Annotated in this window: 27 protein-coding genes; 15 read left to right on the top strand and 12 right to left on the bottom strand. The window is 58.3% G+C overall.

All coding sequences use genetic code 11. The features are described from left to right. The first annotated feature begins 16 nt into the window (after nucleotides 1-16). The 3 genes from AC0J5K_RS23285 to AC0J5K_RS23275 all read left to right on the top strand — a co-directional run bounded on the left by AC0J5K_RS23285 (nucleotide 17) and on the right by AC0J5K_RS23275 (nucleotide 2,094). Complete coding sequence (locus tag AC0J5K_RS23285; RefSeq protein ID WP_274563293.1) at nucleotides 17-1,126, top strand: AAA family ATPase; 1,110 nt, start codon at nucleotides 17-19, stop codon at nucleotides 1,124-1,126. Between the two features lie 87 nt (nucleotides 1,127-1,213). Continuing rightward, nucleotides 1,214-1,669 carry a DUF6634 family protein gene (locus AC0J5K_RS23280; RefSeq protein WP_274563295.1) on the top strand — a complete coding sequence of 152 codons (456 nt, stop codon included), beginning with the start codon at nucleotides 1,214-1,216 and terminating at the stop codon, nucleotides 1,667-1,669. Further along, entirely contained in the window at nucleotides 1,669-2,094 is a 426-nt protein-coding gene (locus AC0J5K_RS23275) for an antitoxin Xre/MbcA/ParS toxin-binding domain-containing protein (RefSeq protein WP_274563297.1), read from the top strand. Before AC0J5K_RS23280 ends, AC0J5K_RS23275 begins: the two co-directional genes overlap by 1 nt. A gap of 415 nt (nucleotides 2,095-2,509) precedes the next feature. On the opposite strand, the gene AC0J5K_RS23270 is transcribed toward AC0J5K_RS23275, so the two are convergent. Then, nucleotides 2,510-3,267 (bottom strand): IS5 family transposase gene (locus AC0J5K_RS23270; RefSeq protein ID WP_420398465.1). Its coding sequence is split into 2 segments (ribosomal slippage): nucleotides 2,510-2,931 and nucleotides 2,931-3,267, totalling 759 coding nucleotides; the frame shifts between segments, so codons are not numbered across the junction. Between the two features lie 402 nt (nucleotides 3,268-3,669). Here AC0J5K_RS23270 and AC0J5K_RS23265 point away from each other — a divergent pair. Further along, the gene (locus AC0J5K_RS23265) at nucleotides 3,670-4,848 is read left to right on the top strand and encodes a CaiB/BaiF CoA transferase family protein (protein ID WP_274564349.1); all 1,179 of its coding nucleotides are present in this window, start codon (nucleotides 3,670-3,672) and stop codon (nucleotides 4,846-4,848) included. Between the two features lie 122 nt (nucleotides 4,849-4,970). Then, nucleotides 4,971-5,672 (top strand): FadR/GntR family transcriptional regulator, encoded by a 702-nt coding sequence (locus AC0J5K_RS23260; protein ID WP_274564348.1) that lies wholly within the window; start codon nucleotides 4,971-4,973, stop codon nucleotides 5,670-5,672. An 8-nt stretch (nucleotides 5,673-5,680) separates the two neighbouring features. Here AC0J5K_RS23260 and AC0J5K_RS23255 read toward each other — a convergent pair whose 3' ends face one another. Both AC0J5K_RS23255 and AC0J5K_RS23250 read right to left on the bottom strand, forming a co-directional pair. Beyond that, the gene (locus AC0J5K_RS23255) at nucleotides 5,681-6,385 is read right to left on the bottom strand and encodes a glutathione S-transferase N-terminal domain-containing protein (RefSeq protein ID WP_274564346.1); all 705 of its coding nucleotides are present in this window, start codon (nucleotides 6,383-6,385) and stop codon (nucleotides 5,681-5,683) included. 14 nt (nucleotides 6,386-6,399) lie between these two features. Continuing rightward, a complete protein-coding gene (locus tag AC0J5K_RS23250; protein ID WP_274564344.1) occupies nucleotides 6,400-8,049 on the bottom strand; it encodes an FAD-binding oxidoreductase in 1,650 nt (549 codons plus the stop codon). A 379-nt stretch (nucleotides 8,050-8,428) separates the two neighbouring features. Between AC0J5K_RS23250 and AC0J5K_RS23245 the strand changes: the two genes are divergently transcribed. The 8 genes from AC0J5K_RS23245 (at nucleotide 8,429) to istB (ending at nucleotide 17,813) form a co-directional block, all read left to right on the top strand. Further along, on the top strand, nucleotides 8,429-8,782 hold the full coding sequence (locus AC0J5K_RS23245; protein WP_274564342.1) for a type 2 periplasmic-binding domain-containing protein: 354 nt from the start codon (nucleotides 8,429-8,431) through the stop codon (nucleotides 8,780-8,782). 199 nt (nucleotides 8,783-8,981) lie between these two features. Continuing rightward, nucleotides 8,982-10,424, top strand: a complete 1,443-nt coding sequence (locus AC0J5K_RS23240) for an NAD-dependent succinate-semialdehyde dehydrogenase (RefSeq protein ID WP_274564339.1) — start codon at nucleotides 8,982-8,984, stop codon at nucleotides 10,422-10,424. 49 nt (nucleotides 10,425-10,473) lie between these two features. After that, nucleotides 10,474-11,499 carry a TRAP transporter substrate-binding protein DctP gene (gene dctP / locus AC0J5K_RS23235; RefSeq protein WP_274564337.1) on the top strand — a complete coding sequence of 342 codons (1,026 nt, stop codon included), beginning with the start codon at nucleotides 10,474-10,476 and terminating at the stop codon, nucleotides 11,497-11,499. Nucleotides 11,500-11,580: 81 nt separating this feature from the next. Next, on the top strand, nucleotides 11,581-12,093 hold the full coding sequence (locus AC0J5K_RS23230) for a TRAP transporter small permease subunit (protein WP_274564335.1): 513 nt from the start codon (nucleotides 11,581-11,583) through the stop codon (nucleotides 12,091-12,093). A 23-nt stretch (nucleotides 12,094-12,116) separates the two neighbouring features. Further along, nucleotides 12,117-13,424, top strand: a complete 1,308-nt coding sequence (locus tag AC0J5K_RS23225) for a TRAP transporter large permease (protein WP_274564333.1) — start codon at nucleotides 12,117-12,119, stop codon at nucleotides 13,422-13,424. A gap of 11 nt (nucleotides 13,425-13,435) precedes the next feature. Continuing rightward, nucleotides 13,436-15,046, top strand: coding sequence for a GMC family oxidoreductase (locus tag AC0J5K_RS23220; RefSeq protein ID WP_274564331.1), 1,611 nt, complete (start codon nucleotides 13,436-13,438; stop codon nucleotides 15,044-15,046). A 453-nt stretch (nucleotides 15,047-15,499) separates the two neighbouring features. Further along, the gene (gene istA / locus AC0J5K_RS23215) at nucleotides 15,500-17,032 is read left to right on the top strand and encodes an IS21 family transposase (RefSeq protein WP_274564329.1); all 1,533 of its coding nucleotides are present in this window, start codon (nucleotides 15,500-15,502) and stop codon (nucleotides 17,030-17,032) included. Next, the gene (gene istB, locus AC0J5K_RS23210; RefSeq protein ID WP_274564327.1) at nucleotides 17,022-17,813 is read left to right on the top strand and encodes an IS21-like element helper ATPase IstB; all 792 of its coding nucleotides are present in this window, start codon (nucleotides 17,022-17,024) and stop codon (nucleotides 17,811-17,813) included. Before istA ends, istB begins: the two co-directional genes overlap by 11 nt. A gap of 491 nt (nucleotides 17,814-18,304) precedes the next feature. Here istB and AC0J5K_RS23205 read toward each other — a convergent pair whose 3' ends face one another. Further along, the gene (locus tag AC0J5K_RS23205) at nucleotides 18,305-18,574 is read right to left on the bottom strand and encodes a hypothetical protein (RefSeq protein WP_274564325.1); all 270 of its coding nucleotides are present in this window, start codon (nucleotides 18,572-18,574) and stop codon (nucleotides 18,305-18,307) included. A gap of 47 nt (nucleotides 18,575-18,621) precedes the next feature. Between AC0J5K_RS23205 and AC0J5K_RS23200 the strand changes: the two genes are divergently transcribed. Further along, nucleotides 18,622-19,344: a DUF4166 domain-containing protein gene (locus AC0J5K_RS23200; protein ID WP_338020374.1), complete on the top strand. Its 723-nt coding sequence runs from the start codon at nucleotides 18,622-18,624 to the stop codon at nucleotides 19,342-19,344. Further along, nucleotides 19,331-19,546, top strand: coding sequence for a P-loop NTPase family protein (locus tag AC0J5K_RS23195; protein ID WP_274564323.1), 216 nt, complete (start codon nucleotides 19,331-19,333; stop codon nucleotides 19,544-19,546). Before AC0J5K_RS23200 ends, AC0J5K_RS23195 begins: the two co-directional genes overlap by 14 nt. A 40-nt stretch (nucleotides 19,547-19,586) precedes the next feature. On the opposite strand, the gene AC0J5K_RS23190 is transcribed toward AC0J5K_RS23195, so the two are convergent. The 8 genes from AC0J5K_RS23190 to AC0J5K_RS23155 all read right to left on the bottom strand — a co-directional run. Continuing rightward, nucleotides 19,587-20,060: a MaoC family dehydratase gene (locus AC0J5K_RS23190; protein ID WP_274564321.1), complete on the bottom strand. Its 474-nt coding sequence runs from the start codon at nucleotides 20,058-20,060 to the stop codon at nucleotides 19,587-19,589. Beyond that, the gene (locus AC0J5K_RS23185; RefSeq protein ID WP_274564319.1) at nucleotides 20,060-20,914 is read right to left on the bottom strand and encodes an HpcH/HpaI aldolase/citrate lyase family protein; all 855 of its coding nucleotides are present in this window, start codon (nucleotides 20,912-20,914) and stop codon (nucleotides 20,060-20,062) included. Before AC0J5K_RS23185 ends, AC0J5K_RS23190 begins: the two co-directional genes overlap by 1 nt. After that, nucleotides 20,911-21,378 carry a MaoC family dehydratase gene (locus tag AC0J5K_RS23180; RefSeq protein ID WP_274564317.1) on the bottom strand — a complete coding sequence of 156 codons (468 nt, stop codon included), beginning with the start codon at nucleotides 21,376-21,378 and terminating at the stop codon, nucleotides 20,911-20,913. The genes AC0J5K_RS23185 and AC0J5K_RS23180 overlap by 4 nt, the downstream gene beginning before the upstream one ends. 9 nt (nucleotides 21,379-21,387) lie before the next feature. Then, nucleotides 21,388-22,581: a CaiB/BaiF CoA transferase family protein gene (locus tag AC0J5K_RS23175; RefSeq protein ID WP_274564316.1), complete on the bottom strand. Its 1,194-nt coding sequence runs from the start codon at nucleotides 22,579-22,581 to the stop codon at nucleotides 21,388-21,390. A 54-nt stretch (nucleotides 22,582-22,635) separates the two neighbouring features. Further along, nucleotides 22,636-23,673: a TRAP transporter substrate-binding protein gene (locus AC0J5K_RS23170; protein ID WP_274564314.1), complete on the bottom strand. Its 1,038-nt coding sequence runs from the start codon at nucleotides 23,671-23,673 to the stop codon at nucleotides 22,636-22,638. Nucleotides 23,674-23,696: 23 nt separating this feature from the next. Then, on the bottom strand, nucleotides 23,697-24,098 hold the full coding sequence (locus AC0J5K_RS23165; protein WP_274564312.1) for a cupin domain-containing protein: 402 nt from the start codon (nucleotides 24,096-24,098) through the stop codon (nucleotides 23,697-23,699). Nucleotides 24,099-24,115: 17 nt separating this feature from the next. Then, nucleotides 24,116-25,405 carry a TRAP transporter large permease gene (locus AC0J5K_RS23160; protein WP_274564311.1) on the bottom strand — a complete coding sequence of 430 codons (1,290 nt, stop codon included), beginning with the start codon at nucleotides 25,403-25,405 and terminating at the stop codon, nucleotides 24,116-24,118. Then, nucleotides 25,402-25,938: TRAP transporter small permease (locus AC0J5K_RS23155; RefSeq protein WP_274564310.1), on the bottom strand; the 537-nt coding region annotated here is incomplete at its 5' end. The genes AC0J5K_RS23155 and AC0J5K_RS23160, both read right to left, overlap by 4 nt.

Below are 25,938 nucleotides of genomic sequence, written 5' to 3'. Positions count from 1 at the left end.
CCTTGCAGGAGTCGTCATGCAGAAGAACCCCATACCCTTTGCCGAGATCAGGTTTCCGGATCCGGACAGGTCGAGACCGGAACTCGAAGCTCGTTTCACAAATCACTTCCGGGCCATGCGCGCCGAGCGTGCCGACTTCGACAAACCCATGAATGCCGACGGCACCGTCAATGAAGAATTGTGGCAGGAGCTTCTCTGGAACGTTCATATCCCCCGGTCCGCATTAAGACGGATTGATCGCCGTTCGGCTTGTATTGCCGCGCGGGAGGAAGAGAGGTCCGGCCTCGGCCATCTGAAGTCCGAGGACAGAAAGCGGCTCGAGACCTTGCGTGAAGGGGTAGGCGTGGTGCCGGTCCCCTCCGAGCATCGGGCTGACGAGCTGGCAGCCGAGCTTCATGACCGGTTTCCCTGGATGGGGGCTGCGACGGAACTGGTCTGGCAGGCGCTCCGCCGCTCGATCCGGATCGGCGATGCCGGCTTTCGGTTGCCGCCGCTTCTCCTCGTTGGTCCGCCCGGCATCGGCAAGAGCACATGGGCGCGGCACCTGGCGACACTGATCGGCGTGCCGGAGGTTGCAATTGATGCCGCAAGCGAGAACGCATCATTCGCGGTTGCCGGATCGCAGCGGGGCTGGGGCAGCGCCGGCACCGGTCGGCCATTGGACCTGATCCTGCAGACGCGGATCGGCAATCCGATCATAATTGTCGACGAGATCGAAAAGGCGGGCAGGGTCAACTCCATCAGCGGAGGAACTTACGATCTGCAGTCGGCCCTGCTTGCCTTCCTTGAACCGGCCACGTCGCGGCGATGGAACTGTCCCTATTTGCGCATCGTCTTCGATATGAGCTGGCTCGGCTGGGTGCTCACCTCGAATTCGGTCGCCAACCTGTCCAGTCCTCTCCTCAGCCGGTGCCGTGTCCTGCGCCTGCCGCCCATTGATCTGGCGCAACTCCTTGCCTTCGCCGAGCGGGAAGCTGCGCAACGCGGGCTCTCTCCAATTTCGATCGAGGCGATCGTTCAGACGCTGCGGCGATTGCATGACCGCGGGCGCACCATCGATCTGCGCACCGTTTCCAAGCGGCTGGACCTGGCCGAGATGCTTGAAGCCAGGCCGATGCTGAACTGAACGACATGCGCAGCTGATCGAAGAAATAGGACGCCCCGGCATCACTGCGGCGTTTCGCACCAATCCTACATATGACGGAGATATTCCATGTCCCATGAAGAACGTGACCTGCTTGAAAGTGCTCTCATCGCAATTCGTGCCGTAAAGACCGGCCCCACGCCCGAGGATCTCGAGAATGCGCCGATCCTCGATCTATGGCGCCCATTGGCGAATGCCCATGGAGCCGTCGTGCTCTGGGGGCAGGTTACCGGCCATCCCCGCATCACTGCGAGTAGGATAATCACGTCGCGATTGTTCGCTCTCGACCGACAGGCGGGTTGGGCCCGCACATATAGCCGCTGGTATCGGCTCGGCGAGCCCTTTTCTGAGTTCGAGGCCAATGTCGCGCGCGACCTCAAGATCTCGGAGGTTAAACGAGGGGTCATCAGCTTTGAAGTCGCCGGTTTCGTTCCGGTCGATGATCCGGATCTGCTGGATCGGTTGATGGCCGCGTTTATCGCCCGGGTTCACACCGCCGAGGCGGAAAGACATCGGAGGCATTGATGATGACGCCATGGCTGCAAGCGGCAAGGCTTGTTGGAGCAGAGACCGAGATGACCTCGGTATTCCAGCTTGTTGACTGGATTGAAGCTGGAATTCGGCAGGAGGCGGTTTCCTCTCTGGCAAACCAACTGCCTTTTCCCGCTCGCGAATTGCTCACGCAGGCGGTTGGTGTCGATCCACGTGCGCACAAGTGGTTGAGGCCAACTCTTCGACCATCCGAAGGTGATGCGCTGATCCGCGTCGCATACGCTTTCTGCCGTTCGCTCGATGTGTTCGGTTCAGAAGAGCTCGCCGGCAAATTCATGGCCGGGGAGAATATTGCGCTGCGGGACCAGCGTCCACTTCTCCTGTCGCTTCAAAGCTCGGTGGGGCTATCATTGGTGGTGGATGTATTGGTGCGGGTGGAGGCGGGCACGGTGCCGTGAGCCGCTGCTGATATGTCCGAAACCAGCACCCAGGGCTGGTCAGCAGGCATCACCCCTTCGGGGGATTGCCCCTGTTCGACCGCCTTATAACATCATCCTGTCACAGCATATGGGGAAGGCAGGCGCAGGATGGTCGTTTCAAGGGTTCGAAGGGTTCTGTTTGGCGTGGTGCTTGTCATCGCGGCACTTTCTACCCATCCCGCTGCGGCCCGGGCCGATCAGAACGCCTGGGCGAAGGATGATCCCTCCGCAGTATCGAACATCATCCGCCGGTGTCACGCCATGAAATCCATCGCCGCATGGGCGAGAGACTGGCAGTGCAGCGAAGCTACGGTGTTCGATGACGGAAACGACCGCAAACTCGTTAATGATTTAAGAAGAAAAGAAAAAAGAGATGAAGTGCTAGGGTCAGGATTCATAACCAATAGATGACAATAGCTGCGAGGGCTATGGCAGAGAGGAATACCTTTGGACAGCGGTCATAGCGGGTCGCGACGCGCCTCCAGTCCTTGAGCCTTCCGAACATGATCTCGATGCGGTTGCGCCGCTTGTATCGGCGCTTGTCGTATTTGACCGGGGTCTTGCGTTGCTTTCGACCTGGGATGCAGGCGCGTATCCCTTTGTCTTTCAACGCTTCCCGGAACCAGTCGGCATCGTAGCCGCGATCCCCGAGCAGCCAATTGACTTTTGGAAGGCCGCTGAGCAATGCCCGCGCGCCGATGTAATCGCTGACCTGACCGGCGGTGACGAACAGGTCGAGCGGGCGCCCCTGACTGTCGCAGATGGCGTGCAGTTTGGTGTTCATGCCGCCCTTGGTGCGACCGATCAGGCGACCACGCCCCCTTTTTTCACGCCCAGGCTGGACGCCGTGCGATGTGCCTTCAGGTAGGTCGCATCGATCATCACTGTATTCTTCTCGCCGTGCAGGGCGGCCAGACCCGCCATCATCCGCGCGAAGATGCCTTTCTCGCTCCAACGCTTCCATCGGCTGTAGAGCGTCTTGTGCGGGCCGTAGGCGGCAGGAGCGTCACGCCAGCGCAAGCCATTACGATTGATAAAGATTATGCCGCTCAACACACGCTTGTCGTCAACGCGCGGCTTTCCGTGCGATTTCGGAAAGAAGGGCTTCAGACGCGCCATCTGCGCGTCGGTCAGCCAGAAAAGATCGCTCATGTCACAGCTCCGTTTTAAGAGCCGTGAATCACGCGGTGCGGCCGAAATCAATGCATCCTGAGCCTAGGATAGCTGATTTTCAACCCATTCAGCACCCCGCCACCGCGGATACCATACCGAAACTACTCGCCGCGTGCGGCGTGGCGCAACCTTGGGGTGTGTTCGGCAAAACTAACCCTGTCCAAATGGTGCGGGTACAAGAGAAGCGCCCGAGAGGCGGCGTTGTTCACCGGCGTGGGCCGATCAGGCCACCGCTGTGAAGAGGCGGCCATCAATTGCCAATTACGTTTTGTGCAAAACGCTACAACTCGCTTTACTTTGGTATGTCCAATCCGGTATACCTTCTAGTGCTAACCACTGTGATTCATGAGAGGCGAGACAATGGCCGGACCCTTGGTCGGAATGAAAGTTCTTGATATGTCCCGAATTCTTGCCGGGCCTTGGCTGGGGCAGATTCTGTCGGATTATGGTGCGGATGTCTGGAAGGTCGAACGCCCAAAGATCGGTGACGACACTCGTCAATGGGGACCTCCCTTCATTGAATTTGATAAAAACAAGGGCCAGGACGCGGCCTATTTCTTTGCGGCGAACCGTGGCAAGAGATCCATCTGTCTCGACCTCAAGGATCAGGACGATCTGTCCGTCTTGCGCAGTCTCGCTGACAAGGCCGATGTGTTGATCGAGAACTACAAGTTAGGCGATCTGCGCCGTTACGGACTTGATTTCGAGACACTCCGTAAAACAAATCCGGGCCTCGTCTATTGTTCGATTACTGGCTTCGGACATACTGGTCCGTATCGGGAGCGTGCCGGTTACGACATGGCAATACAGGCGATCGGTGGCATCATGAGCCTGACCGGGGAGCGCAAGGATCGCCCGGGTGGTGGAGTGCAGCGTGTCGGAGTGCCGATCGCCGATTTGCTGACCGGTACTTATGCGGCCTCGGCCGTGATCGCGGCGTATCACCACAAGCATCTGACCGGCGAAGGCCAGCATATTGACATGTCGCTCCTGGATACGATGGTCGCTTGTCTGGCCAACCAGAACATGAACTACCTCGCGAGCGGCATCGCACCTGAACCAATTGGTAATGAACATCCTAACATCGCTCCCTATGGGGTGTTTGGCACTTCAGACGGTGCGTTTGTTCTGGCGGTTGGCAATGACCGTCAGTATCTCGCCTTTTGCCGAGTCGCAGGTCTGGACGATGCAGCAAGCGACGCCCGGTTCGTCAACAATTCTGAACGATTGCGGCACCGAGAGGCATTGACTAAGTTGGTAACGGAGCGGACTCAGCAGGACAGCACTGCATACTGGATTGAGCAACTGAGCGCAGCTGGAGTGCCTTGTGCACCGATCAACGAGCTGGATAAAGTACTGTCAGATCCACAAATTCTAGCCCGCGACATGCTGGTGGATTTGCCGCATTCCGGCACCGGTACGGTCCGGCTGGTGGCCAATCCGGTTCGCTTTTCAGGTACCAAGATCGAATACAGGGCTGGCCCGCCGTTGTTGGATGAGCATCGCGATGCGATTCTGGAAATCGCGCAACACGGGCAGACTGAACAAATGGATCGGTAACTTGGAAAACATTTATCAGGCGCATAGTGTAAACCTCTCCGGCAAACTTGGAGCGGTTCGGAATGCTATGATATTGGGTAGTCGAGGCTGGTCGCCGGCCGTCTGTATCTGAAAGGTAGTCTTTGAAAAATCAGAAAACCATCGGCAGTCTGCTGAACTTCATCCGTGACCGTAAGTACGAAAGCGGTGAGCGTCTTCCTTCGGAGCGCGAATTAGCCCTGAAGTTTGGCATCACTCGGCAGTATATTCGGGAAGCGATAACCACGCTGGAAGCGATGCGGGTGGTCGAGCGGCGGCCGAGTTCGGGCATTTTTTTGCGGGACCTGAATAGCGAAAGCAGTTTCGAGGCGCTGGTACTGCACGCCGAGTCCGGCCTTCCATTGCAGCCCAAGGAGGTCGCCGACGCGCTGGAGACCCGCCTCGTGCTGGAGGTGCAGGCGGTGGAGTTCGCATGTATGCGGCGTACCGACGAGGATATCGTCAAGCTGGAAGGGAACTTGGAGAAAACGCGGGCTAGGCTGGATAAATCCGATTCCATAGAAGTCGAAGACCGCGAGTTTCATCAGTTGATCGTGGCTTCGACGGGCAACCATGTGCTTGTCAGGCTGGTCAACTCATTCTTCGAGATGTCCCATTTGCGCCGCAAACTTTTTTTTGCGGACCAAGCACATTGTCGACGGTCATATGAAGAGCATAGAAGCATCTTCGAGGCTATACAGGCACACGATTCAGCTACTGCGAGCGAGGCGATACATGCCCACCTGTCACAGACGATGAAAAGCTGGGAAGAGCTTCTGACGGCAGGCAGCGACACTCCAGAATAACCAATACACTATTCGCCATCGCGCGCTGGTTTTCCGGAATTGCCGAACATCGATGCCCAAGCCTCGGTGCCGGGCTTTGCCTCCCACTTCTTGGCTTCTGACATGACAGACAGTCCCGCGCGCACGGCGGGGCGAGTCTTTACAGCGTCATACCAGCGCTGGATATTTGGGTAGTCTGCCAGATCCTGACCCTGCATCTTGCGCGGCCGCACCCAAGTGAAGGTTGCTATATCCGCTATGGAATAATCTCCTGCCAGATAATCCCGGCCGTCCAGGCGAGTGTTCAGCACTTGGTACAGACGCGTCGCTTCGTCCGTGTAACGTTTGAACGCATAGTCGATCTTTTCCGGAGCATAGACCCTGAAATGATGTGCTTGACCGAGCATTGGGCCAAATCCGCCCATCTGGAACATCAGCCATTCCATCATCTCGATCCGGGCACGCGGATCGCTGGGTATCAGGCGCTCGGTCTTTTCGGCCAAATAGAGAAGGATCGCGCCGGACTCGAAAACACTGATCGGCCGATTGCCTGGCCCATCGAGATCGACGATAGCCGGGATCTTGTTGTTTGGACTGATCGCCAGGAAATCGCGGGCAAACTGGTCGCCCGCGGTGATGTCGATCGGCTTGACGCTGTAGGCAAGCCCCACTTCCTCAAGCATGATCGTCGCCTTGTAGCCGTTCGGCGTGGGCCAGAAATAGAGATCGATCATGGCTCGGCTCCTCTTCAGGCAGTCAGTTTCAAGCCATTCGGCCGGTCGATCAATAGTCCCGGATTCATGATCCAGGCCGGATCGAGCTCTTTCTTGGACGCCGCTAGCATGCGCGCGTAGACAGGATCGATCTCTTTGTCGAAGAAGGGCTTGAAAGTCCGTCCCACTGCATGGTGATGGGTGATTGTTGCCCCCAACTCGATCAGTGCTTCGGAAGCCACGTCCGACAGGGCCTGATAATCTTCGAGACAGCGGTCATGGCTTGAGGGCGCCATGATCGAGTAATAGGGGGCCGGGCCGTCCGGATAGAGAAACGAGAACCGCCGACAGACGATGCCGCCCCCGGTAATACGCTTCTCGGCATCGGCGACGCGGCGCATCAATTCGCCGTCGATCTCCTTGAACTTGTCCCAAGTATAGGCGGTCTCGAAGGTAAAGCTGACGATTCCCATCGCGGCCCGGATGTGCATCAGATAGGGCAGATAGCGAAACTGCTTGCGCCAGCTTCCCTGCGCTCCGGAGCGGCTGGTCTCAAGGGCGTCCGTCCCGGTACCCGCCTGCTGACGAACGATACCGCCGTGATCGCGGCAGATCTCGAGTCCACGCTCCAGCCAGGCATCCATCGGATGGTCGGCCGATTCGAACCCGAGCAGCAACATCGATTCGGTGCCATCGCCCGCACCGTAGAAATATGCGTCCTTCTCATCGAGATACCGGCAATTGGCCGGGAACAAGCCCGCCTGCGTGATCTGCCGCACCGCATCTGCACCCTGGTAGAAATCCTTGAACGCGATCGAGGCATTGGCGCGAAACTTGACCCGGCCCTGCAGTCGCATCCAGGCTTCGGTGATGATCCCGTGCGTGCCTTCGGATCCGATGAAGGCGCGGTCCGGGTCCGGCCCGGCGCCAGATCCGGGCAGGCGCCGGTTTTCCAGCGTGCCGGTCGGGGTCACGACACGCAGGCTCTGCACCGATTCGTCGATATGGGTCAGCATAGTGGCGTAATGCCCCGAGGATCGCGTGGCGATCCACCCGCCCAGCGACGAGAATTCCCAGGATTGCGGGATGTGGCGCAGGGTGTAGCCATGGGGCTTCAACCCCTCTTCCAAGGCTGGTCCAAGGATGCCGGCCTGAATCCGGGCGCAACGCGACACATCGTCGATCTCCAAAATCTTGTTCATGTTGCCGAGATCGATGATGACCGCACCGTCGCAATCTTCGGCCGGGGCAAAGAAGCCCCCCGTGACGCTCGAACCGCCGCCGAACGGGATCGCGGCATAGCCATGCTCTCCGCACCAGTCCAGCACCGCACGAATTTCGTCTTCATCGCGGGGATAGGCGATCACATCGGGCGGGTTGTCGAAGTTCCGGCGATAGATCTGAACCATATCCTTGAAGCCCTTGCCGTAGGTATGAACGACCCGGTCCCATTTTTCGGTGGTGCAGAAATGCGCGATCGAGGCTGGTGGCGTGATCCGCGGCGCGCGTAGCTCGATCTCGTCCAATGTCGGGTCCTTCAATAATTCGAACCCTTCGACACCTAACCGTTTGGCGATTCGGTCGCACATCGAATCGATTTCGGATTGCGGAACCTCGTCGCCCTCGTAACCCCAAGTCCAGAACTTCCGCTTACGGCCGTAATACCGCCCTTCAGTCTTAGCCAATTTCCAGTCTCCTCCAGTTTCCATCATGCCCTGCACAGAGCGTGGGCGCTCTCGGCAGAGATGATATGTACATCAGTTCGGTATAACCAAATTGGACAACCAATTATTATCTGTCAAGCGGCATCTCTATGGCCTGATGTTTGGAATGCGACGGAACTCCGGCGTGAAAATCCTTGACCCAAAAGTAGAACCGCATATTCTGATGTGACCAAATCGGTAATACCAAGTTGGTCTGACGTTCATCTGGAAAGGGGGAGGCTAATCGCGCCTGACCAGGATTGGGACCTGCCGAAACCAAATATGCCAACATGTTCTAATGGCATGAAAAACAGGTGAATTTTGACGACTTACTTTGTGTCATCTTGCTCAGGGAGGAAAAATGAAACTTCAGGGAAAAGTTCTATGCTCAGTATTGAGCTCGGCGCTGCTTGCGGCAACGTTGGTGGTGTCAGAAACGAATTCGGTGTTGGCCGAGTACCCCGATCGCCCAATCCAGGCGATTGTGCCTTGGGGGGCTGGTGGCGGTGCCGATGGAATCGTGCGCAAGATCATGAGCATCGCCGAACGCGACCTTCCGCAATCGATCTTTGTTGAGAACCTGGACGGTGGCGTTACGTCCATCGGCATTAACCGTCTCATGAAGTCACCTGCCGACGGCTATACCCTTGGTGCGCTGACCTATGACAGCATCTGTTGTCAGACGCGGCCAAACGAGGAGGTAGACCAAGCGTAAAAGCAAAGGTCAAATAGGCCACAACGCCCGAGCGTTGCGGCGAGTCGCGGAGAATTGCTTTTCGATGGGCCCGCGGCGATCGAGGACTAAAGACACCCCTGCGCTGCAACGGCACCCTGATGATAGAGGCCAAATCCTGACGACTAGTGCTCACTGCAATCGATGACGGCCAGATGCAATCTTAAATACAAAGCGAAGTATGACTTATCCGAACGTCCAACTCTTTATCGACGGCGCATGGCGCTCAGGCGGTAGCGGCGAGGTGATCGACGTTGTGAACCCGGCGACCGAAGAGATTATCGGCAAGGTTGCCTCAGCCACTGCTGAGGATCTCGATGCGGCGCTGGAAGCTGCCCAGGCCGGATTTCAAGACTGGAGCGCCGTGTCTGCCCATGCACGTTCCGCAATCTTGCGCGATGCCGCGCAGATTTTGCGCGACCGTGTCAACCGCATCTCCGAGATCTTGACGCTGGAACAGGGCAAGCCACTACGGCAGGCTAAGCTCGAAGTGCTGGCTGGGGCCGAGATGATCGAATGGTGCGCTGAAGAGGCGCGTCGGAGCTATGGCATGGTCATCCCCGCGCGCAGCCCGGGTGTGCTTCAAATGACCTTGCGCGAGCCGGTCGGGCCAGTCGCGGCCTTTGCCCCATGGAATTTTCCAATCAATCAATGCGTGCGCAAGCTGGCGGCAGGGCTTGCAGCAGGTTGTTCCTTTGTATTGAAGGGGCCGGAGGATACGCCGGGCTCACCCGCCGAACTGGTGCGTGCCTTTGTCGATGCTGGGGTGCCAGCGAATACTATCAATTTGGTTTATGGTGATCCGCCGAAGATCTCTGGCCATTTGATTCCGCATCCAGTGATCCGGAAGGTCAGTTTTACCGGCTCAACTCAAGTCGGGCGCCAGATTGGTGCGCTGGCCGCTAATCACATGAAACGGATTACCATGGAGTTGGGCGGCCACGCGCCAGTCATTGTCACCGAAGAAGCCGATCTGGATGCTGCGGTCAATCTGATGGTTCAGCAGAAATTTCGCAATGCCGGGCAGGTCTGCACCTCTCCCACGCGATTTATAGTTCAGGAACGGATCTTTGATCGCTATGTTGAGAAATTCGTGGACCAAAGCACGGCGCTGGTCGTGGGAGATGGGTTCGACGCTGCAACTGAGATGGGTCCGCTTATCAATCAGCGCCGGGTCGATACTGTCAGCGAGCTGGTCGACGAGGCTGTGGCCCTAGGGGCAATTCTTCAGACCGGCGGTGCGCGCATTGCTGGAAAAGGCTATTTCTACGCGCCTACGGTCTTGACCGAGGTGCCGATCACCGCCCGTATCCAGAACGAAGAGCCTTTTGGCCCGGTCGCGCTGATTAATCCATACCGGACGCTAGACGACGCTCTGACCGAGGCGAACCGGCTAGACTATCGGCTGGCATCATACGCATTTGCCAAAAGTGCCGCGACGATCGGGCTGCTGAGACAGGGGATCGCCGCCGGCATGCTGGCCGTTAACCATCTTGGGCTAGCCTTGCCTGAGCTTCCCTTTGGTGGGGTTCGCGATTCTGGGGTGGGCACCGAAGGCGGCGCCGAAGTCGTTGCACAGTTTTTGGATACGAAAATCGTCACGCAGATGGAAAAGGAAGGATGAGACGCCTTATGCGTCGCAACAAAATACCACTATCAAAAGGGAGAAATACATGAAAATCAAATTGAAATCCATTGCGCTTACGATTGCCATGACCTTGGGCCCTCTAACTGCCATGGCCGCGGAGATCAAATGGAGCATGCAGACATATGCAAGCACCGGCATGTCGGAATACAACACGCTGGTCACCAATTTCGCCGAGAAGGTCGAAAAAGCCTCAAATGGCCGGATGGAGATACAGGTCTTCCCGGCGGGACAAGTGGTGTCTTCGGCGGAGGTGCCCGAGGCCGTTCGCGCTGGAGCGCTCGATCTCGGCAATACTTTCTTGATGTATTATGCGAGCAAGGAACCAGCGCTTCAGGCTATTAACGAATGGCCAGCGGGTTTCGAAGATCAGCAAGGGCTGGACTGGTTCTATTCCGGGGGTGGCAAAGAATTGCTTCGTCCTGTCGCCGAACGCCACAACCTCTACTATCTCGGCGTCACGACGCTGTTGGGCGAAAATATCTGGTCCAACAAAAAGATCGGAGGCATTGACGATTTGAAAGGGCTCAAGCTGCGCACCTCCGGTCTGACCGCAGAATCCTTAGCTATTCTGGGTGCCTCGCCGGTCAGTATGTCGTCCGAAGACATCTACACAGCCATGCAGCGCGGCACAATCGACGGGTTCGAATTCGTATCAACACCCGTGCATTATGGCTTTGGCTGGCACGAGGTGACAAAATATGTCACCGACCCGAAATTCATCATGGGAGGTTCCTCGGACTGGATCGTCAATCTTGATTCCTGGAACGCGCTGCCGGACGATCTTAAGGCAGTTATCGACAATGCGCTTCGGGCTGCAAGTCAAGAGTTCTTTGTTCAGTCGCGTCTTGAAGAAGGCGAAATCGATAAAAAGCTGAAGGAGGCTGGGATCGAATTTATCACTTGGCCAGACGGCGATTTGGAGCAGTTCGAGAAGGCCCGCTATCAGATCGTGCGCGAAAAATACTGGCCCGCCTCTGAAGAGTTCCGTGAGATCCAACAGTCCCGTATGGATTTCCTGAGGAAGCTCGGCTACGTGGTCGAAGCTCCCTGAAGAATGTCCACTACCGTTACAATTTAGATCAACTAATCCGGGCTATCTAGCCCGGATTAGACAGAGTAGGGGAGTAGGACAGTGCAAAAATTGCTATCATTGGTGGATCGGGCGTCGAAATACTTATCGTATCTTGGGGCACTGGCGCTGATCGCGGGAATGCTTGCATCCTGCTACGAGGTCTTTGCGCGATACGTTCTTTCCAAACCGACGATCTGGTCTGGGGAACTTGTGCAGATTCTGTTCGGGTCGATTTTTCTTCTTTGCGCCGCTGACAACATTCGCACCCGCAGTCATGTTGCCATCGACTTCATCCAAAGCATTCTGTCACGCCGGGCAAACCGCTTCTTGGCCGGGACCGTCAGCCTTGTGCTTTGCGTCTATGCGGGAGTCTTTCTAAAAGTTGTTTGGAATCGAGCCATAGCATCCATTTCAAGGTTGGAAACCTCCAACACGCCCTGGAATCCACCAGTGTGGCCGCTTTCTCTACTGCTGATCGTCGCGGTGACGACGATATTCTTGCAGTCGCTGGTGGCGCTAACCAGAAATGCGCGAGCTGAAGACCCAGACGCGTGGCAAAACGACATGTATTGAGCACGAAGAGGGAAAGCACGAACATGGACGCATCGCTTCTTACCATCCTGCTTTTCGCCTCGCTGATCTGCATATTGTTCCTCAGTGTGCCTATCGCATTTGGCATCGGCATTGTCTCACTGAGCTTCGGTTACTTCGTCTGGGGCCCAGCTTCAATCTTCATCCTGGCCAGCCAAGTCTACGCTGGAATGCAGAACCCTTCGTTGGTCTCGCTGCCTTTTTTTATGTTCATGGCGGCGATTTTGGTCCGAAGCGGTATAGCCGACGACCTCTATGATGCCATGTATTTGATGATCGGAAAGTTCCGCGGCGGGCTGGCTATCGGGACGATCTTTGTATGCGCTGGGATTGGCTGTATGTCGGGGGTTAGCGCAGTCGGTGTGCTAACTTCGACCAAGATCGCCCTACCCGCGATGCTGCGCCGGAATTACGATGAAAAGATCTCGTTGGGGGTTATCATGTCCGGCGGCGCGCTTGGCCAGTTGTTTCCGCCCAGCGTCCTTGCCATTGTCTATGGCGGACTGTCTGGCGTCTCGGTGGGAAAGATGTTCGCCGTGGGGCTGTCGACTGGGATCGCCTTGGTATTCTGTCTTGTGACCTATGTTTTCATCAGGTGCTGGCTGAATAAGGATCTGTGTCCGGCCGCCGAGGATGATCCACGGCAAGAAATATCACTGCAGACGCGGATACGAGTTTATTCCCGCACCTTGCCCTCCATTCTGATTGTGCTGGCAGTACTCGGCTCGATGCTCGCCGGGATTGCGACACCAACCGAGGCGGCGGCCATAGGGGCCGCGGCCAGCGCGCTGATCGCGCTGATCCTGCGGGCTATCAACGGCAAAGACATCTTCAATGCCGCCGTTGATGCCGCGAAGCAGACCACCATGGTTCTGTGGATCGCGCTTAACTCGTTGCTCTTTGTCTCAGTCTATTCGGGCATTGGCGGCGGCGATGTGGTCAACGGCTTAATTGTAAATCTAAGTATCTCGCCGGGCCTCGTCACCGCAGCCATGCTGGTCATCGTCTTCGTGCTGGGCTTTTTTATCGATCCAATCGGCATTTTGTTTTTAACCATGCCGGTGTTTTTGCCGGTGCTGTCGGCGCTGGATGTCAACTTGATTTGGATTGGGGCGTTAACCATTCTAGTCCTCGAAACAGCTTACCTGACGCCACCATTCGGCTACAATATCTTTTTTCTTAAGTCGGCGGCCCCAGCCTCTATCAGTTTGCTGACTATTTACTCTGCTACGCCTGCTTTCGTACTCATACAACTGGTGACGGTTGCGGTCTGCTTCGCAATGCCTGAGATCGTGCTATGGATCATCGAATGAAAGAGGTACCTATGACCGAGGGTGAGCATTACGACTATATCATCGTCGGCGCAGGATCATCCGGCTGCGCCCTAGCCGAACGTCTGAGCCGCAACAGCTCAGCCCGTGTTGCGCTGATCGAGGCGGGCAGGAGCGACAAATCCTTTCTAATCGACATGCCCGCTGGGGTGCGCCTGCTTTATAACGGCGCAGCTTACAACTGGAAATTCCGTACCACGCCGCAGCCTGAACTAGCGTCGCGCCAGATATATATCCCGCGCGGCAAAGTTGTGGGCGGTTCATCATCGATCAACTCTATGATCGCCGTCAGAGGTGCCCACACAGATTTCGAGGAATGGGCTGCAGCATCCTCTTCGGTCTGGGGCCCGGAGAACATGTACCGGGTCCTGCGCGAGATCGAGAACGCCAGCGGACTGCCGCAAAACCATCGCAACGGGCGCGGCTTGGATGGACCGATCAAACTGTCAAGGAGGCTAATCGGACATGCTCTGTCAGAGGCCTATATTGATGCTTGCGAGCAGGCGGGAATTGCGCGGAATGATGAAGGTTTCAACGGTGAAAGCCAACTTGGCGCGGGGTTTTTCGACGTCAATATCTCAAGCGGTAAGCGGTACGGCGCATCGGCATTCCTCTTGCAGGCCGCCGGTCGCGAAAATCTGACTATACTGCCGAGCTTGCCGGTACGGCGGGTCCACTTAGAACGTGGTACTGCGAGGGGCGTCGTGGTACAGCGCGGTTCCGAAGAATTACTGCTGTGCGCCGATTGCGAGGTGATCCTGAGCGCCGGCGCAATCGGAAGCCCGCAGCTTCTGATGCTCTCAGGGATTGGCCCGGCAGATCATCTACGTCAGGCTGGGGTAGACACCAAGATCGATGCTCCCGAGATCGGTCAAAACCTGCGCGACCACCTCGATTGCTCAATGCGCTGGTCGACCCGGGGTGTCGACACCTTCACTAAATATTTCCGGCCCTATGAGGGCTTGTTCCACAGCGCTCTCTCCGGCGCGCGCTATCTTCTGACCGGCACTGGCAACGCCGCTACGCAGGGGATCGAGGCCGGCGCCTTCTGGGGCGACAAAACTTCGAACGACGCCGAATTTCAGAGCCATCTCGTCCTAGCTCTGAAATGGCCGCCGAGTGGCACGCATCACAAAGACGGCTTCGCCCTGCGCGTCTGCCAGCTTAAGCCGCATAGCGTCGGCGAAATTCGTCTGGCATCAGCTGATCCGCGCGATGCGCCGATCATCGACCCCCGCTTCCTAACGAGCCCTAGGGATCTTGAAGCGCTCGCAGACGGAGTCGCGCGCATGGCGGAGGTGGTTCAGGGCGGCGCGATGCAGGCTTATCTCGACAGAGCTATCGATACAGATGCGCTGAGTTCGAACCGAGAGGTTTTGCGAAATTGGGTGCGGAACACTGCTGAGACCGTATATCACCCCGTCGGCACTTGCCGCATGGGGAACGACGATGGTTCCGTTGTAGACAGTGCGCTTCGGGTGCGCGGCGTCGAAAATTTGCGGGTCGCGGACGCCTCGATCATGCCGGAGATTATGCGCGGAAACACCAATCTTAGCTGCATGGCGATTGGTGTGATCGCGGCCGAAACAATCATTTCGGGTTGATCCCATACGCAGTGCATTCGATGACTTCGCTGCCGCACCGTTACATTTGCACGATCCGCAATGGTGATCCGTGGAATTGGACTCCATATCTCAAACAGTCACGACCAATCCCGGTTGCGGTATAACAGAGCGGAAAACCCACTTACGAAACGGCTCGAAACTGTTCAGACAAACCGAGCCACGTCTGAAACTTTTGCCGCCATTTGCGATATTATTCCCATGAATACGGCGGAAATCGCCGCTCTGTGACTGCGGCCGAGCCGAGGCTGAAGCGCAAAGTTACTCCAACTCTCGGGAACTATCACACCATGCCTTTATCACGTAGCCTAGGCTCAGGATGTGTTAATTTTCGCTGAGAACTGACCCGGGTTGGCAGAGAATTTTCATTGAGAAGTGACCCATGTGCGAGCTTCGCCCTGTCTGCGATTTGCAGGGGGCATTGGAGTGATAGACATGGCATTTTTGAGTGTAATTCGACGTTGGGCATTGCGAGAGGGAATGTCGATCCGCGAGATCGCGCGGCGAACCGGCCTCTCGCGCAACACGATCCGGAAGTATCTTCGTAGCGGCACAACGGAACCGAGTTTCAAGATTCCCGATCGGCCCAGTAAACTGGATGCTTATGCCGAGAAGCTTTCCGGCTGGCTGCTGACGGAGAGCCGCAAGCCACGCAAGCAGCGGCGGACGATCAAACAGCTTCACCGGGACCTGGTTGTGCTCGGCTTTACCGGTTCCTATGGCCGGGTGGCTGCATTCGCCCGCGCCTGGCAGGAAGATCGGCGGCGGGATCAGCAAACGACGGGCCGCGGCACCTTTGTGCCGCTGGTCTTTCAACCCGGCGAGGCGTTCCAGTTCGACTGGAGCGAGAACTGGGCGGTGATCGGCGGCGAGCGCATCAAGCTTCAGGTGGCCCATATCAAGCTGTCCCACAGCCGTGCCTTCCTGTTGCGCGCCTATCTCCTGCAAAGCCATGAGATGCTGTTCGACGCCCATTGGCACGGCTTTCGCGTGTTCGGCGGGGTGCCGGCCCGAGGTATCTATGACAACATGAAGACAGCGGTGGACAAGGTCCTGACCGGCAAGGATCGGCAGGTCAATGCCCGCTTCAGGGCGATGTCCAGCCATTATGTCTTCGAGCCTGAGTTCTGCAATCGGGCGGCGGGTTGGGAGAAAGGGCAGGTCGAGAAGAACGTCCAGGACAGCCGCAACCAGCTCTGGCAAACCATGCCGGCATTCCCGGAACTGGCCGCGCTCAACGCCTGGCTGGAGCAAGGCTGCCTTGCCCTGTGGAAGGACACGGCCCATGGCACATTGCCCGGGACCATCGCGGATGTCTGGCATGCCGAGAGAGCCGCGTTGATGTCCCTGCCTCCAGCATTCGATGGCTTCATCGAGCAGAGCAAACGTGTGTCGCCAACCTGCCTGGTAACCTTTGAACGTGTCCGTTACAGCGTGCCGGCATCCTTCGCGAACCAGCGCATCAGCCTGCGGGTCTATCCCGAACGGATCGTGATTGCCGCAGAAGGACAGATCCTCTGCGAGCATCAGCGGGTGATCGTTCGATCACACCAGGCACCAGGACGGACAGTCTTTGACTGGCGGCACTACCTGGCCGTCATTCAGAGAAAGCCCGGCGCCTTGCGTAACGGGGCTCCCTTCGCCGAGATGCCGGATGCCTTCCGCCAACTCCAGCATCATCTGCTCCGGCGGCGCGGGGGCGATCGGGAAATGGCCGAGGTGCTGGCCCTGGTGCTGCAGCACGATGAACAGGCCGTGCTGACTGCCGTGGAACTGGCTCTGGAAGCCGGGGTTCCGACCAAGACCCATGTGTTGAATATCCTGCACCGATTGGTCGACGGCAAGACGCCCTGCACGCCCGATATCGATCCCCCGCAAGCTCTTGCCTTGCGGAATGAGCCCCGGGCCGATGTCGATCGCTATGACGGGTTGCGCGGCCAGAGCCGGGAGGCCCGCCATGCGTCATGATCCTGCCAGCGCGGCCGTCGTCATCATGCTCAAAAGCCTGAAGCTGCACGGCATGGCTCAGGCTGTCACCGACCTGATCGAACAGGGCGCCCCCGCCTTCAAAGAAGCGGTGCCGATGCTCTCGCAGCTCTTGAAGGCCGAGATGGCAGAACGCGAAGTGCGGTCCATTGCCTATCATATGAAGATTGCCCGCTTTCCGGCCTATAAGGACCTCTCCGGCTTCGACTTCGCGGCCAGCGAGGTCAATGAAGCCCTGATCCGCCAGCTCCATCGCTGCGAGTTCCTTGACGCCGCCCAGAACGTGGTTCTGATCGGCGGGCCCGGCACCGGGAAATCGCATCTCGCCACCGCCCTTGGCATTCAGGCCATCGAGCATCATCGCAAGAAGGTCCGCTTCTTCTCGACCGTCGAATTGGTTAATGCGCTCGAACAGGAAAAGCTGCAGGGCAAGGCCGGGAAGATCGCAGACAGCCTGGTGCGGCTCGATCTCGTGATCCTGGACGAACTCGGTTACCTGCCGTTCAGTGCGACGGGCGGGGCCCTTCTCTTCCATTTGCTGAGTAAGCTTTATGAGCAGGCCAGCGTGGCCATCACCACCAATCTCAGCTTCAGCGAATGGGCCAGCGTCTTTGGCGATGCCAAGATGACAACCGCCTTGCTCGATCGGCTCACGCATCGCTGCCACATCCTGGAGACCGGCAACGACAGTTTCCGCTTCAGGGCAAGCTCGGCAGCAGCAAAAAAGATGACAGAAGGAGGCCAGGACTTGACCGATACATGAGCAACAGAACATAACCTTCAGGCGGGTCAATTCTCGATGAAAAACCCGGGTCAGTTCTCAGCGAAAATTAACACGCGTCGCTCAAGATCATGGAAAGACGGGCGATTTGGGTAAATTATGGCCGAACCGCTGAAGGCGCGCCGCAACGAAAGCAATACCATCCGGCATCGATCTTCGGAATGGCGCAGGTATCTCGGACAGATGAAATCCGGGATGCATTCCGCATCTAAGGGGATGATCAAACTGCGCATGTCATAGCGGGTAGGGCGGATTTGGGCTGATGGTGTTGCGTCCGATATGTCTGCTCAAAAGAAAACAAGGCGGGCGGATAGTGTGAGCCCGCTGCAACTGCTCCGGTCATGCCTCAGCAAAGCGAAAGCAAGTCGTTCATTGGCAGAATCAGAGCTTTCCTGCCAGCCCGGCGAAGGCATATGGAACTGACAGTTCATCTTTTCCAGCGGGGTAGGGCCTCACAATCGGAAGGGCTCAGGTCACGCATTCGGATGAGAATAGCCCAGAACCTCTGCTGAGCTATCCACATTACAGATATGCCGCCGGTCGCTGTCCCATGCCTCGACTTTCGCCACGCCCCCTATCTCGGAAAGCCAACGAGAGGCGACTTCGCTGGCGGGACGCCGGACATGTTCGGCGATGACGGCCGTGCATGCGGCCTCCTGCCGGTCGCGCAGGATTGTCGGTGATTCAGTCTCGACGCATGCCGAGAGCAGGGCGTGGAAAAGGATTGGCAGGAGAATACGCATGATGATCTCCGGATGTGGGGGTGAGATGACCCTAACACCGAAGGTATATTTCTGGCAAAACCCGCTTTGAGCGGCGGTCTGATCCTGATCGGATCGCTGGCGACGAAACAAGGATAGGGGCTTGGCATGGCGAATATTATTGGGATTCGTCAAAGACGACGGCATCGGGCGGCGCCCAGTGGCTGCCGGTTTTACACGAGATACTGGGCGATGACTGGCACAGGCTTGGCGAGGTTGTCCGACGTCATTACTTCCTTCGGGCCTTCAGTGACGATCAGGTCTGTGCCAAGGGCAGGATGCACGAGGTCTGGCACGGTGCCGCGGCCAAGCTGCTGATTCTATTTGCGCGGATATTCGGTGCGCTGGTGCCTTATCGAGGCACGGATGTGCCGATCGAGGTGAATTACCGCGCCTGTCCAGGCGACAGCACGATTCATTGGGACCGGGTGTTCCATTTTGCCGGTCGTCTGGCCTTCCACTTCCGTTCCCATGTGGAACCGACCTGCGGCAATCGCGTAATCGAATTCGTGCGCTTCGGAATCGGCATGCGGCTGAAGGTCACCGTAGAAGAGGGTGCGCTCGTCTTTCGCGATGCAGGCTATATCTGGCGGATCCTCGGCATCGACATACCGTTGCCGATGGGGCTTGTGCTGGGCCGCGCCTGTATCGAGGAGCGACCGGTGGACGCCACGCATTTCAGCATATGCGTGACATTGACCCATCCGCTATGCGATCACCATTCACAAATGCCAAAGCATGACACTCGATGACGTGCGTATCGACCTCGGCCGCGGAGCGTTTGCTCTGGGGCAGCTCTATGTAGCGCTCAGCCGTGCGAGGAGCCTCGATGGTTTGTCGTTTGCCCGCGACCTGACGGTTTCTGATGTTCGGCTTGATGCGATGCTTTTGAGCTTCGTCGAATGGGCTCGGCGCGCGTCCGATCTCGATTTCGGACAGGCGGACCCGGCCTGAACGAGTGCGCAGCGCGAGTTCCAAGGCGCGCCATGTCCGATCAGGTCGGTCGACCCATCATCAGTCGGAGCGGTTCATAGGTCATGACCGTCTCTCCCCGTTGATTGCGAACGAGATTGCGCGTGCGGACGAGGCCCCGCGTGCCCTTGCTTTCCGGCCGAACTTCGGTGACCTCGATCTCGACCTCGATCGTGTCCCCTGCCAGCACTGGTCCATTTACGTCCAGACTCTGCAGGCCAAGGAAGGCCAGACCGGTTTCTTGACCCGTGGCGTTTAACGCGAGACCCTCGGCGATGGAGAAGGTAAGTGCTCCCGGTGCGGGATCGCCGGCGATCGCGGCCTCGGTCCGACGGTACTCTGCATTGGTGAACAGGATCTCGATCATCCCGACGAGGCCGACGAATTGTCCGATATCCGCCTCGGTGATCGTGCGGCCGTAGGTAAGATAGCGCGCGCCGACCTGAAGGTCTTGCCAGAAGAATCCGCGACCAAGGCGCTCCAGTTGATCCACCATCATGCCACCTCATACCTGCGGGCATGGGCGAGAAGCCGCTCCGCCCGCGTCAGATGGGGAAGATCGATCATCTCTCCATCTATGTTGACCGCCCCACTCCCATCCTTGAGCGAAAATGCCTCGACGATCCGATTGGCGTGTTCGATCTCGGCGACGGTTGGCAAAAAGGAGCGGTTGATGATCGGAACCTGAGCCGGATGTATCGCCATTTTGCCGCAAAAGCCGTCGCGACGCGCGGCAATGCATTCTGCCTCGAGGCCTTCAAGGTCACGAATATTGGTCCAGACCCCGTCGATGGCCTGGCAATCTGCAGCGGCCGCACCAAAGAGGAGCATATTGCGCGCCAGCGAAAATGGGCCGGTCAGTTGGCCGCTCTGATCTCTGCTCGCAGTTGCCGAAAGGTCGGCCGAAAGGTCTTCCGCACCCCAAGCCAGACCCGCGAGATGGTTATGCACTTCGGCATAGGTCCCGAGCCCGAATATCGAGGCGGCGTTCTCGGTCGCGATGGCCATAACTGGCAACTGACTTCGGCCGATTTCTTCCATATGGGCCAGCAGTCGCTGAATGCAGTGGCTGGACATGGCCTTCGGCAAGACGATGCCGTCGGCGCCAGCCTCGAGTGCCACCGCGAGATCGTCGCGGCAGCGGGGCTCGTTCAGTGGATTTACCCTTACCCAGACCTCACCACGCCGATCGAGCGAGACCAAAGCCTCACCGACGTCGATCCGTGCCCTGTCCTTGTTCCGCTCAAGGACGGAGTCTTCCAAATCAAGAATGACGATATCCGCCTCGGTCGCGGCTGCTTTCACCATCATGCCGGGGCGGTCGCCGGGTACGAAAAGCCAGGACCTCATGCCGCGGCCCCCTCGGGTGGTCTCGCCCGCATCAGGGCCGCTCGACGACAGGCGGCGACGAGGACGCCGTCCTGATTGAAGGCCTTGTGCTCGAATTCGACGATACCCTGCCCTGGCCGCGACTTCGAGGGACGGGCGGAAATCACGAGGGTCTCAACCTTGAGCGTATCACCGTGAAAGAAGGGCGCCGGGAAGCTGACATCCGTCATGCCGAGATTGCCAATCGTTGTTCCAAGCGTGGTCTCATGGACCGAGATTCCGATCATGATCCCCAGCGTCAGCAGCGAGTTAACCAGCGGCTGACCCCATTCGGTCGCCTCCGAGAAATGTCGGTCTATGTGCAGCGGCTGCGGGTTCATTGTCTGGGTCGAGAAGGACATGTTGTCGGCTTCCGTCACCGTGCGGGTGATCGCATGTCGAATGACCATCCCGGGCTGAAATTCTTCTAGCCAAAGGCCCGCCATGTTGAGCTCCTATTTTCTTGTGGCCTGCAGAATGCCCTGATCGACTAGGGCGGATATCTCAGGTGGCGTGAAGCCAAGTTCTTCAAGAATGAGCGCGCCGTGCTCGCCGAGACTTGGGGGCGGCGTGTCAGGCCTTGTTTCCGCGCCTCGAAAAGCGACGGGCTGCGGGACGGATCTCGCCCTGCCCGGCAGGTCATCAACCGCTCGGAAGAAGTCTGAATTCGCGAGATGCGGATCTTCAAGCAGATCCATGAGCGAGTTGACCCTGGAATGGGGCACGTCAATGCGTTCGAAGGTGCTGACCCACTCGTCGGTTGTCCGCTTCGTCATTTCCTCAGCGAGGATCGCGTACATGTCGCCAACTCTGAGCGATCGTTCAGAGGGATTGGCGAACCAGTGCGCCTTGGTCACATCTTCCCGGCCGATCTCGATGAATGTGCGGAGCCAATGCGCGCCGGTATAGGGAAGGACCGCAATCCAGCCGTCCGAACTGCGGAAGGGCTTTCGGTGCTTATTCAGGAGCCTGCCGTAGCCCGGCCGGCCATCCTCCGAGAAGGTCGCGGCCGCCAGGTGCTCCGTCATGACGAACGAGGCCATGACCTCGAACATCGGGACTTCGATCTCCATGCCTGCGCCATTTTTCTCCCGGCCGAAGAGCGCAGCAGAAATTGCCTGGGCGGCGTAAAGGGCGGCGACCTTGTCGGCCATAACGCCGGGGACATATGCAGGCTCCGCGCCGGCATAGGTCGGCAACCAGGCGAGGCCCGATGCCGCCTGGATCACGTCATCATATGCGGGACGGTCTGCATACGGCCCGGAGCTCCCGAAGCCGATGGCTGAGCAGTAGATCAGGCGTGGATTGAGCTGCCGGAGGCTGTTGGGATCAAGGCCGAGCCGCTTCACAGCGCCGAGGCGCATATTGTGAAAGAATACATCGGCGCTGGCGATCAGCCGGCGCATCGCCGCCGCGCCCTCGTCGGATTTGAGGTCAATGGCGATCGAGCGCTTGTTGCGGTTGCTGTTGGCGAACATGGAACTGTCGCCATGGGGTGATCTCGGCTCGACATATCGGGCCAGATCGCCGTCCAGCGCTTCGACCTTGATGACATCCGCCCCAAAATCAGCAAGGATCTGGCCGGCCATTGGACCCAGCACGATGGTCGTCATTTCGACGACGCGGACACCCTTCAATAAATCGATCATCACCAGTCCTCCTTGGGAGTGGGGTGGCGACGAAAAGTCGCCACCCCGCCTTCGTCAGCTTTCCTGGCCGCGGATCTTTTCGACTTCTGTCCGGAAGTCGGTCAAGATCTCTGTGCCGACCTTTCCGCGATCATCGAGCGCCTTGGCCCAATCCTCGGCGACGGTACCGAAGGTTTCCGAAAGCGTTGCCTTCTCTTCCTCAGTCAGCGTGAACACATTGGCACCATCAGCCTTCATCTGTTCCGCGAGATCGACCTCGGCATCGTCGAATGCCTTGCAGGCCGATTGCGTGACCTCGCGCCCGACTTCGGACAGAACCTTCTGGACATCCTCTGGCAGGCTGTCCCATTTCTTCTGCGAGATGGAATAGGTGATCCCAACCGATCCGAAATTGGCGTCCTGGCTGGCCGAGGTCACGATCTGATCGAGCCCGTAGGAGAAGGTCGAGGTGAAGGGGAGCAGCGCTCCGTCAATCGTCCCTTTCGACATGGCGTCGAATATTTCTGGCGGCGTCATCCGGATCGGCGCGGCGCCGACGGCTTGCAGGGAAAGCTCCATCGCACCCGGGTTCGACCGAACCTTCTTTCCGGCCATGTCGGCCAGATTTGCGACGCCGGCGCGCTTGGAAAAGACCGCTTGGTAGGGCGAAAGCGCGACGTTGTAGAGCACTCGGACGCCATTGGGCTGGAATTCCAGCTCATCAAGTTTTCCGCCCGGCTGAACCAGCTCGCGGAATGCCAGTGAGCCCTCGCAGGAAGAGGCAATCTCGCCCGGGAGCTCGACAACACCGCCGAGCGGCATCTTCTCCGAAACATAGGACGGAACAATGTAGCCGATATCGGCGATGCCTGCCTGGGTGATCGAGAGCATGTCCTTCGCCTTGGCGAGCTGCTCTGCCGGATAGTGTTCGAAGGCCACACGATCACCAAGCTGCTCTTTAACCTTCTCCATGAAGATCTCGGTCGTATTCCTGGTGATGATGTGATCGGCCGGCAGACTGTCGGCAATCTTGATGGTGACTTCCTGCGCCACGGCCGGCGCGGCGAGGGCGCTGGCCACAAGCAGAGCGGCGATCGTTGTTCTGGTTTTCATGGTTTCCTCCTCCGATTTCTGTTTCAGCAGTTGACCCGGGCACCCTCACCGTAAGGCGGGGCGTAGCAGATCAGGACCCGCACTGGTTCATCCCCAATGGCAGTGAAGGTGTGCGCCAGACCGGCCGGGAAAAAGCAACTCTCGCCCGGCCCGATGACCCTGGTCATGTCCGAGATTTCGACCTCGGCACGACCTTCAAGGATCCAGCAGAACTGATCGATGCCGGGATGGTAATGCGGCGAGGCCCCCTCTCCAGGCTCGATCCGCCCGATCAGAACTTCCATCTGCGTCGCGCCGGTTTCGGGGGAGACCAGGCGCCGATTGACGGTCCCGGTATGTCCGCTCGGGGAATAGGGCTCAACATCCGCTTCGGTCCGGAAGAAAAGCTTTGGATCGAGCCCTGCGGCGCTGATGGGTTCATTCACTGGTATCTCCTTTCAATTCAATGCTCGATGGTGCTGGGCAGCCAGAGCACGAGCTCAGGAAAGGCAACCAGCAGCGCCAGGACGATGAGATGGGCGAAAATATGCGGTGCGACGCCGCGGAAGATCTCCGCCAGCGGTCGCTCGGCGTAGCGGGCTACGACAAAGATGTTCATGCCGAGGGGGGGTGTGATCATGCCGACCTCGGCGGCGACCACGACAAGAACCCCGAACCAGACCGGATCGAAGCCGAGACTTACGATGGCTGGAACCATCACCGGGACGGTGAGAATAAGGATCGCCAACTGGTCCATGAAACAGCCGAGGATCAAATAGAAAAGGATGATGCCGGCCATGATGACATAGGGCGACACTTCGAGCGTGGTGACCCAGGTCACGAACTTCGGGGTGATCTGGCCGAGCGTCAGGACATAGCCGAAGATGTGGGCGCCGATGATGATCATGAAGATCATACAGGTCGCCCGTACCGCGCGGGCCATCGCGCCGGCGAAGCTCTTCCACGTCAGGCTGCGGAACGCGGCGGCAATGAGAAAAGCGCCGAACGCCCCGAGGCCCGCTGCCTCGGTCGGCGTCGCGATGCCGAGATAGATCGAGCCGGTCACGCAAAGGAGAAGCAGAAGCATCGGCCCGATTTCACGGAGCGCCAGAAGCTTTTCCCGCCAGCTATGGGCCGCTGCAGACGGCGCAATGCTCGGATCTCGGGCGATCAGCACATAGACCGTGGCGATGATCGCGAGCGTCACCAGGATGCCGGGGATCACGCCGCCGATCAGCAGGTCGGCAATATTCGCCTCGATGATGATGCCGTAGAGCACGAGGGCGATCGAGGGTGGAATGAGCATTGCAAGCGTGCCCGACACCGCTACGACGCCGGCCGAGAACTTTGCCTCATAGCCCGCGCGGCGCATCGACGGGATCGAAGTGGACGAGAGCGCAGCCGCGGCCGCCGTCGACGAGCCGGATATCGCACCAAAGCCCGCACCCGCGAGAGCGGTTGCAACGGCAAGTCCACCTGGCAGACGGCCTACCCAGATTGTGATGGCCTTGAACATCCGATCGGCAATGCCGCTGACAATGACGAACTCGGCCATGACAATGAAGAGCGGCACGGCGATCAGCTCGTAGCCATTTGTTGTCGAGAGTGGGGTCGTGGAGAGAACTGACAGGGCGCTGTCGAAGCCAACGATCGCCATGAGGCCGATGAGGCCGGTGAAGGTGAGCGCGAAGCCGACCGGGATCCCGCAGAGCAAAAGGACGAGAAGTGAAATGACGACAAGAAGGGCGATCATACCGGCTCCCCCCCATCGAGTTCATGTTCCGGCATTCCTGGTCTCCGCCCGGTCCTGATCGCCTCGGCCGCCATGAACATTCTGACCATGCAAACGAGAATCATGGCAACGGTTCCGATCGGCACGATTGCGTAACTCGCCCAGGCCGGCCATGGCACGATGCTTGCGATGACCTCGTCATTGCGGAAGCTTGTCCATGCCCGACCCCAAGACACCCAGGTGAGAAGGCCGAAGATGAAGGTGCCGATCGCGGCCGAGACGAATTCAGTCAACGCGCGCGGACGAACCGGAAGCTTGACCGTAAGAAGATCGACCGCCAGGTGCTCATCGCGCCAGAATGTCGGACCAAAGCCGAAGAAGAAGACAAGTGGTGTCAAATAGAGGACGACAACATCATGGGCGAAGAAGAGCGGCGCCCCGGCGCCGTAGCGCAGGCTCACGTCAGCCACGACAAGGAGGGTCATGGCGGCAAGCGCGGTCGCTGCGATTGCGGTGAAGAGTCCATCGATTGCGGACATCGTTCTGCGGATCAT

Source organism: Marinovum sp. E3 (assembly GCF_055755275.1).
Note: the sequence above shows the minus strand (reverse complement) of the source record. Positions and strands in the feature narration are given on the sequence as shown.

Coding starts and splice junctions, on each gene's coding strand:
- AC0J5K_RS23280 (WP_274563295.1), top strand. CDS start 1,214: ATGTCCCATGAAGAACGTGACCTGCTTGAAAGTGCTCTCATCGCAATT.
- AC0J5K_RS23275 (WP_274563297.1), top strand. CDS start 1,669: ATGATGACGCCATGGCTGCAAGCGGCAAGGCTTGTTGGAGCAGAGACC.
- AC0J5K_RS23240 (WP_274564339.1), top strand. CDS start 8,982: ATGACTTATCCGAACGTCCAACTCTTTATCGACGGCGCATGGCGCTCA.
- AC0J5K_RS23175 (WP_274564316.1), bottom strand. CDS start 22,581: ATGATCGATTTATTGAAGGGTGTCCGCGTCGTCGAAATGACGACCATC.
- AC0J5K_RS23205 (WP_274564325.1), bottom strand. CDS start 18,574: ATGCGTATTCTCCTGCCAATCCTTTTCCACGCCCTGCTCTCGGCATGC.
- AC0J5K_RS23180 (WP_274564317.1), bottom strand. CDS start 21,378: ATGGCGGGCCTTTGGCTAGAAGAATTTCAGCCCGGGATGGTCATTCGA.
- AC0J5K_RS23220 (WP_274564331.1), top strand. CDS start 13,436: ATGACCGAGGGTGAGCATTACGACTATATCATCGTCGGCGCAGGATCA.
- AC0J5K_RS23245 (WP_274564342.1), top strand. CDS start 8,429: ATGAAACTTCAGGGAAAAGTTCTATGCTCAGTATTGAGCTCGGCGCTG.
- AC0J5K_RS23285 (WP_274563293.1), top strand. CDS start 17: ATGCAGAAGAACCCCATACCCTTTGCCGAGATCAGGTTTCCGGATCCG.
- istA (WP_274564329.1), top strand. CDS start 15,500: ATGGCATTTTTGAGTGTAATTCGACGTTGGGCATTGCGAGAGGGAATG.
- AC0J5K_RS23185 (WP_274564319.1), bottom strand. CDS start 20,914: ATGAGGTCCTGGCTTTTCGTACCCGGCGACCGCCCCGGCATGATGGTG.
- AC0J5K_RS23160 (WP_274564311.1), bottom strand. CDS start 25,405: ATGATCGCCCTTCTTGTCGTCATTTCACTTCTCGTCCTTTTGCTCTGC.
- dctP (WP_274564337.1), top strand. CDS start 10,474: ATGAAAATCAAATTGAAATCCATTGCGCTTACGATTGCCATGACCTTG.
- AC0J5K_RS23195 (WP_274564323.1), top strand. CDS start 19,331: ATGACACTCGATGACGTGCGTATCGACCTCGGCCGCGGAGCGTTTGCT.
- AC0J5K_RS23265 (WP_274564349.1), top strand. CDS start 3,670: ATGAAAGTTCTTGATATGTCCCGAATTCTTGCCGGGCCTTGGCTGGGG.
- istB (WP_274564327.1), top strand. CDS start 17,022: ATGCGTCATGATCCTGCCAGCGCGGCCGTCGTCATCATGCTCAAAAGC.
- AC0J5K_RS23225 (WP_274564333.1), top strand. CDS start 12,117: ATGGACGCATCGCTTCTTACCATCCTGCTTTTCGCCTCGCTGATCTGC.
- AC0J5K_RS23170 (WP_274564314.1), bottom strand. CDS start 23,673: ATGAAAACCAGAACAACGATCGCCGCTCTGCTTGTGGCCAGCGCCCTC.
- AC0J5K_RS23255 (WP_274564346.1), bottom strand. CDS start 6,385: ATGATCGATCTCTATTTCTGGCCCACGCCGAACGGCTACAAGGCGACG.
- AC0J5K_RS23190 (WP_274564321.1), bottom strand. CDS start 20,060: ATGGTGGATCAACTGGAGCGCCTTGGTCGCGGATTCTTCTGGCAAGAC.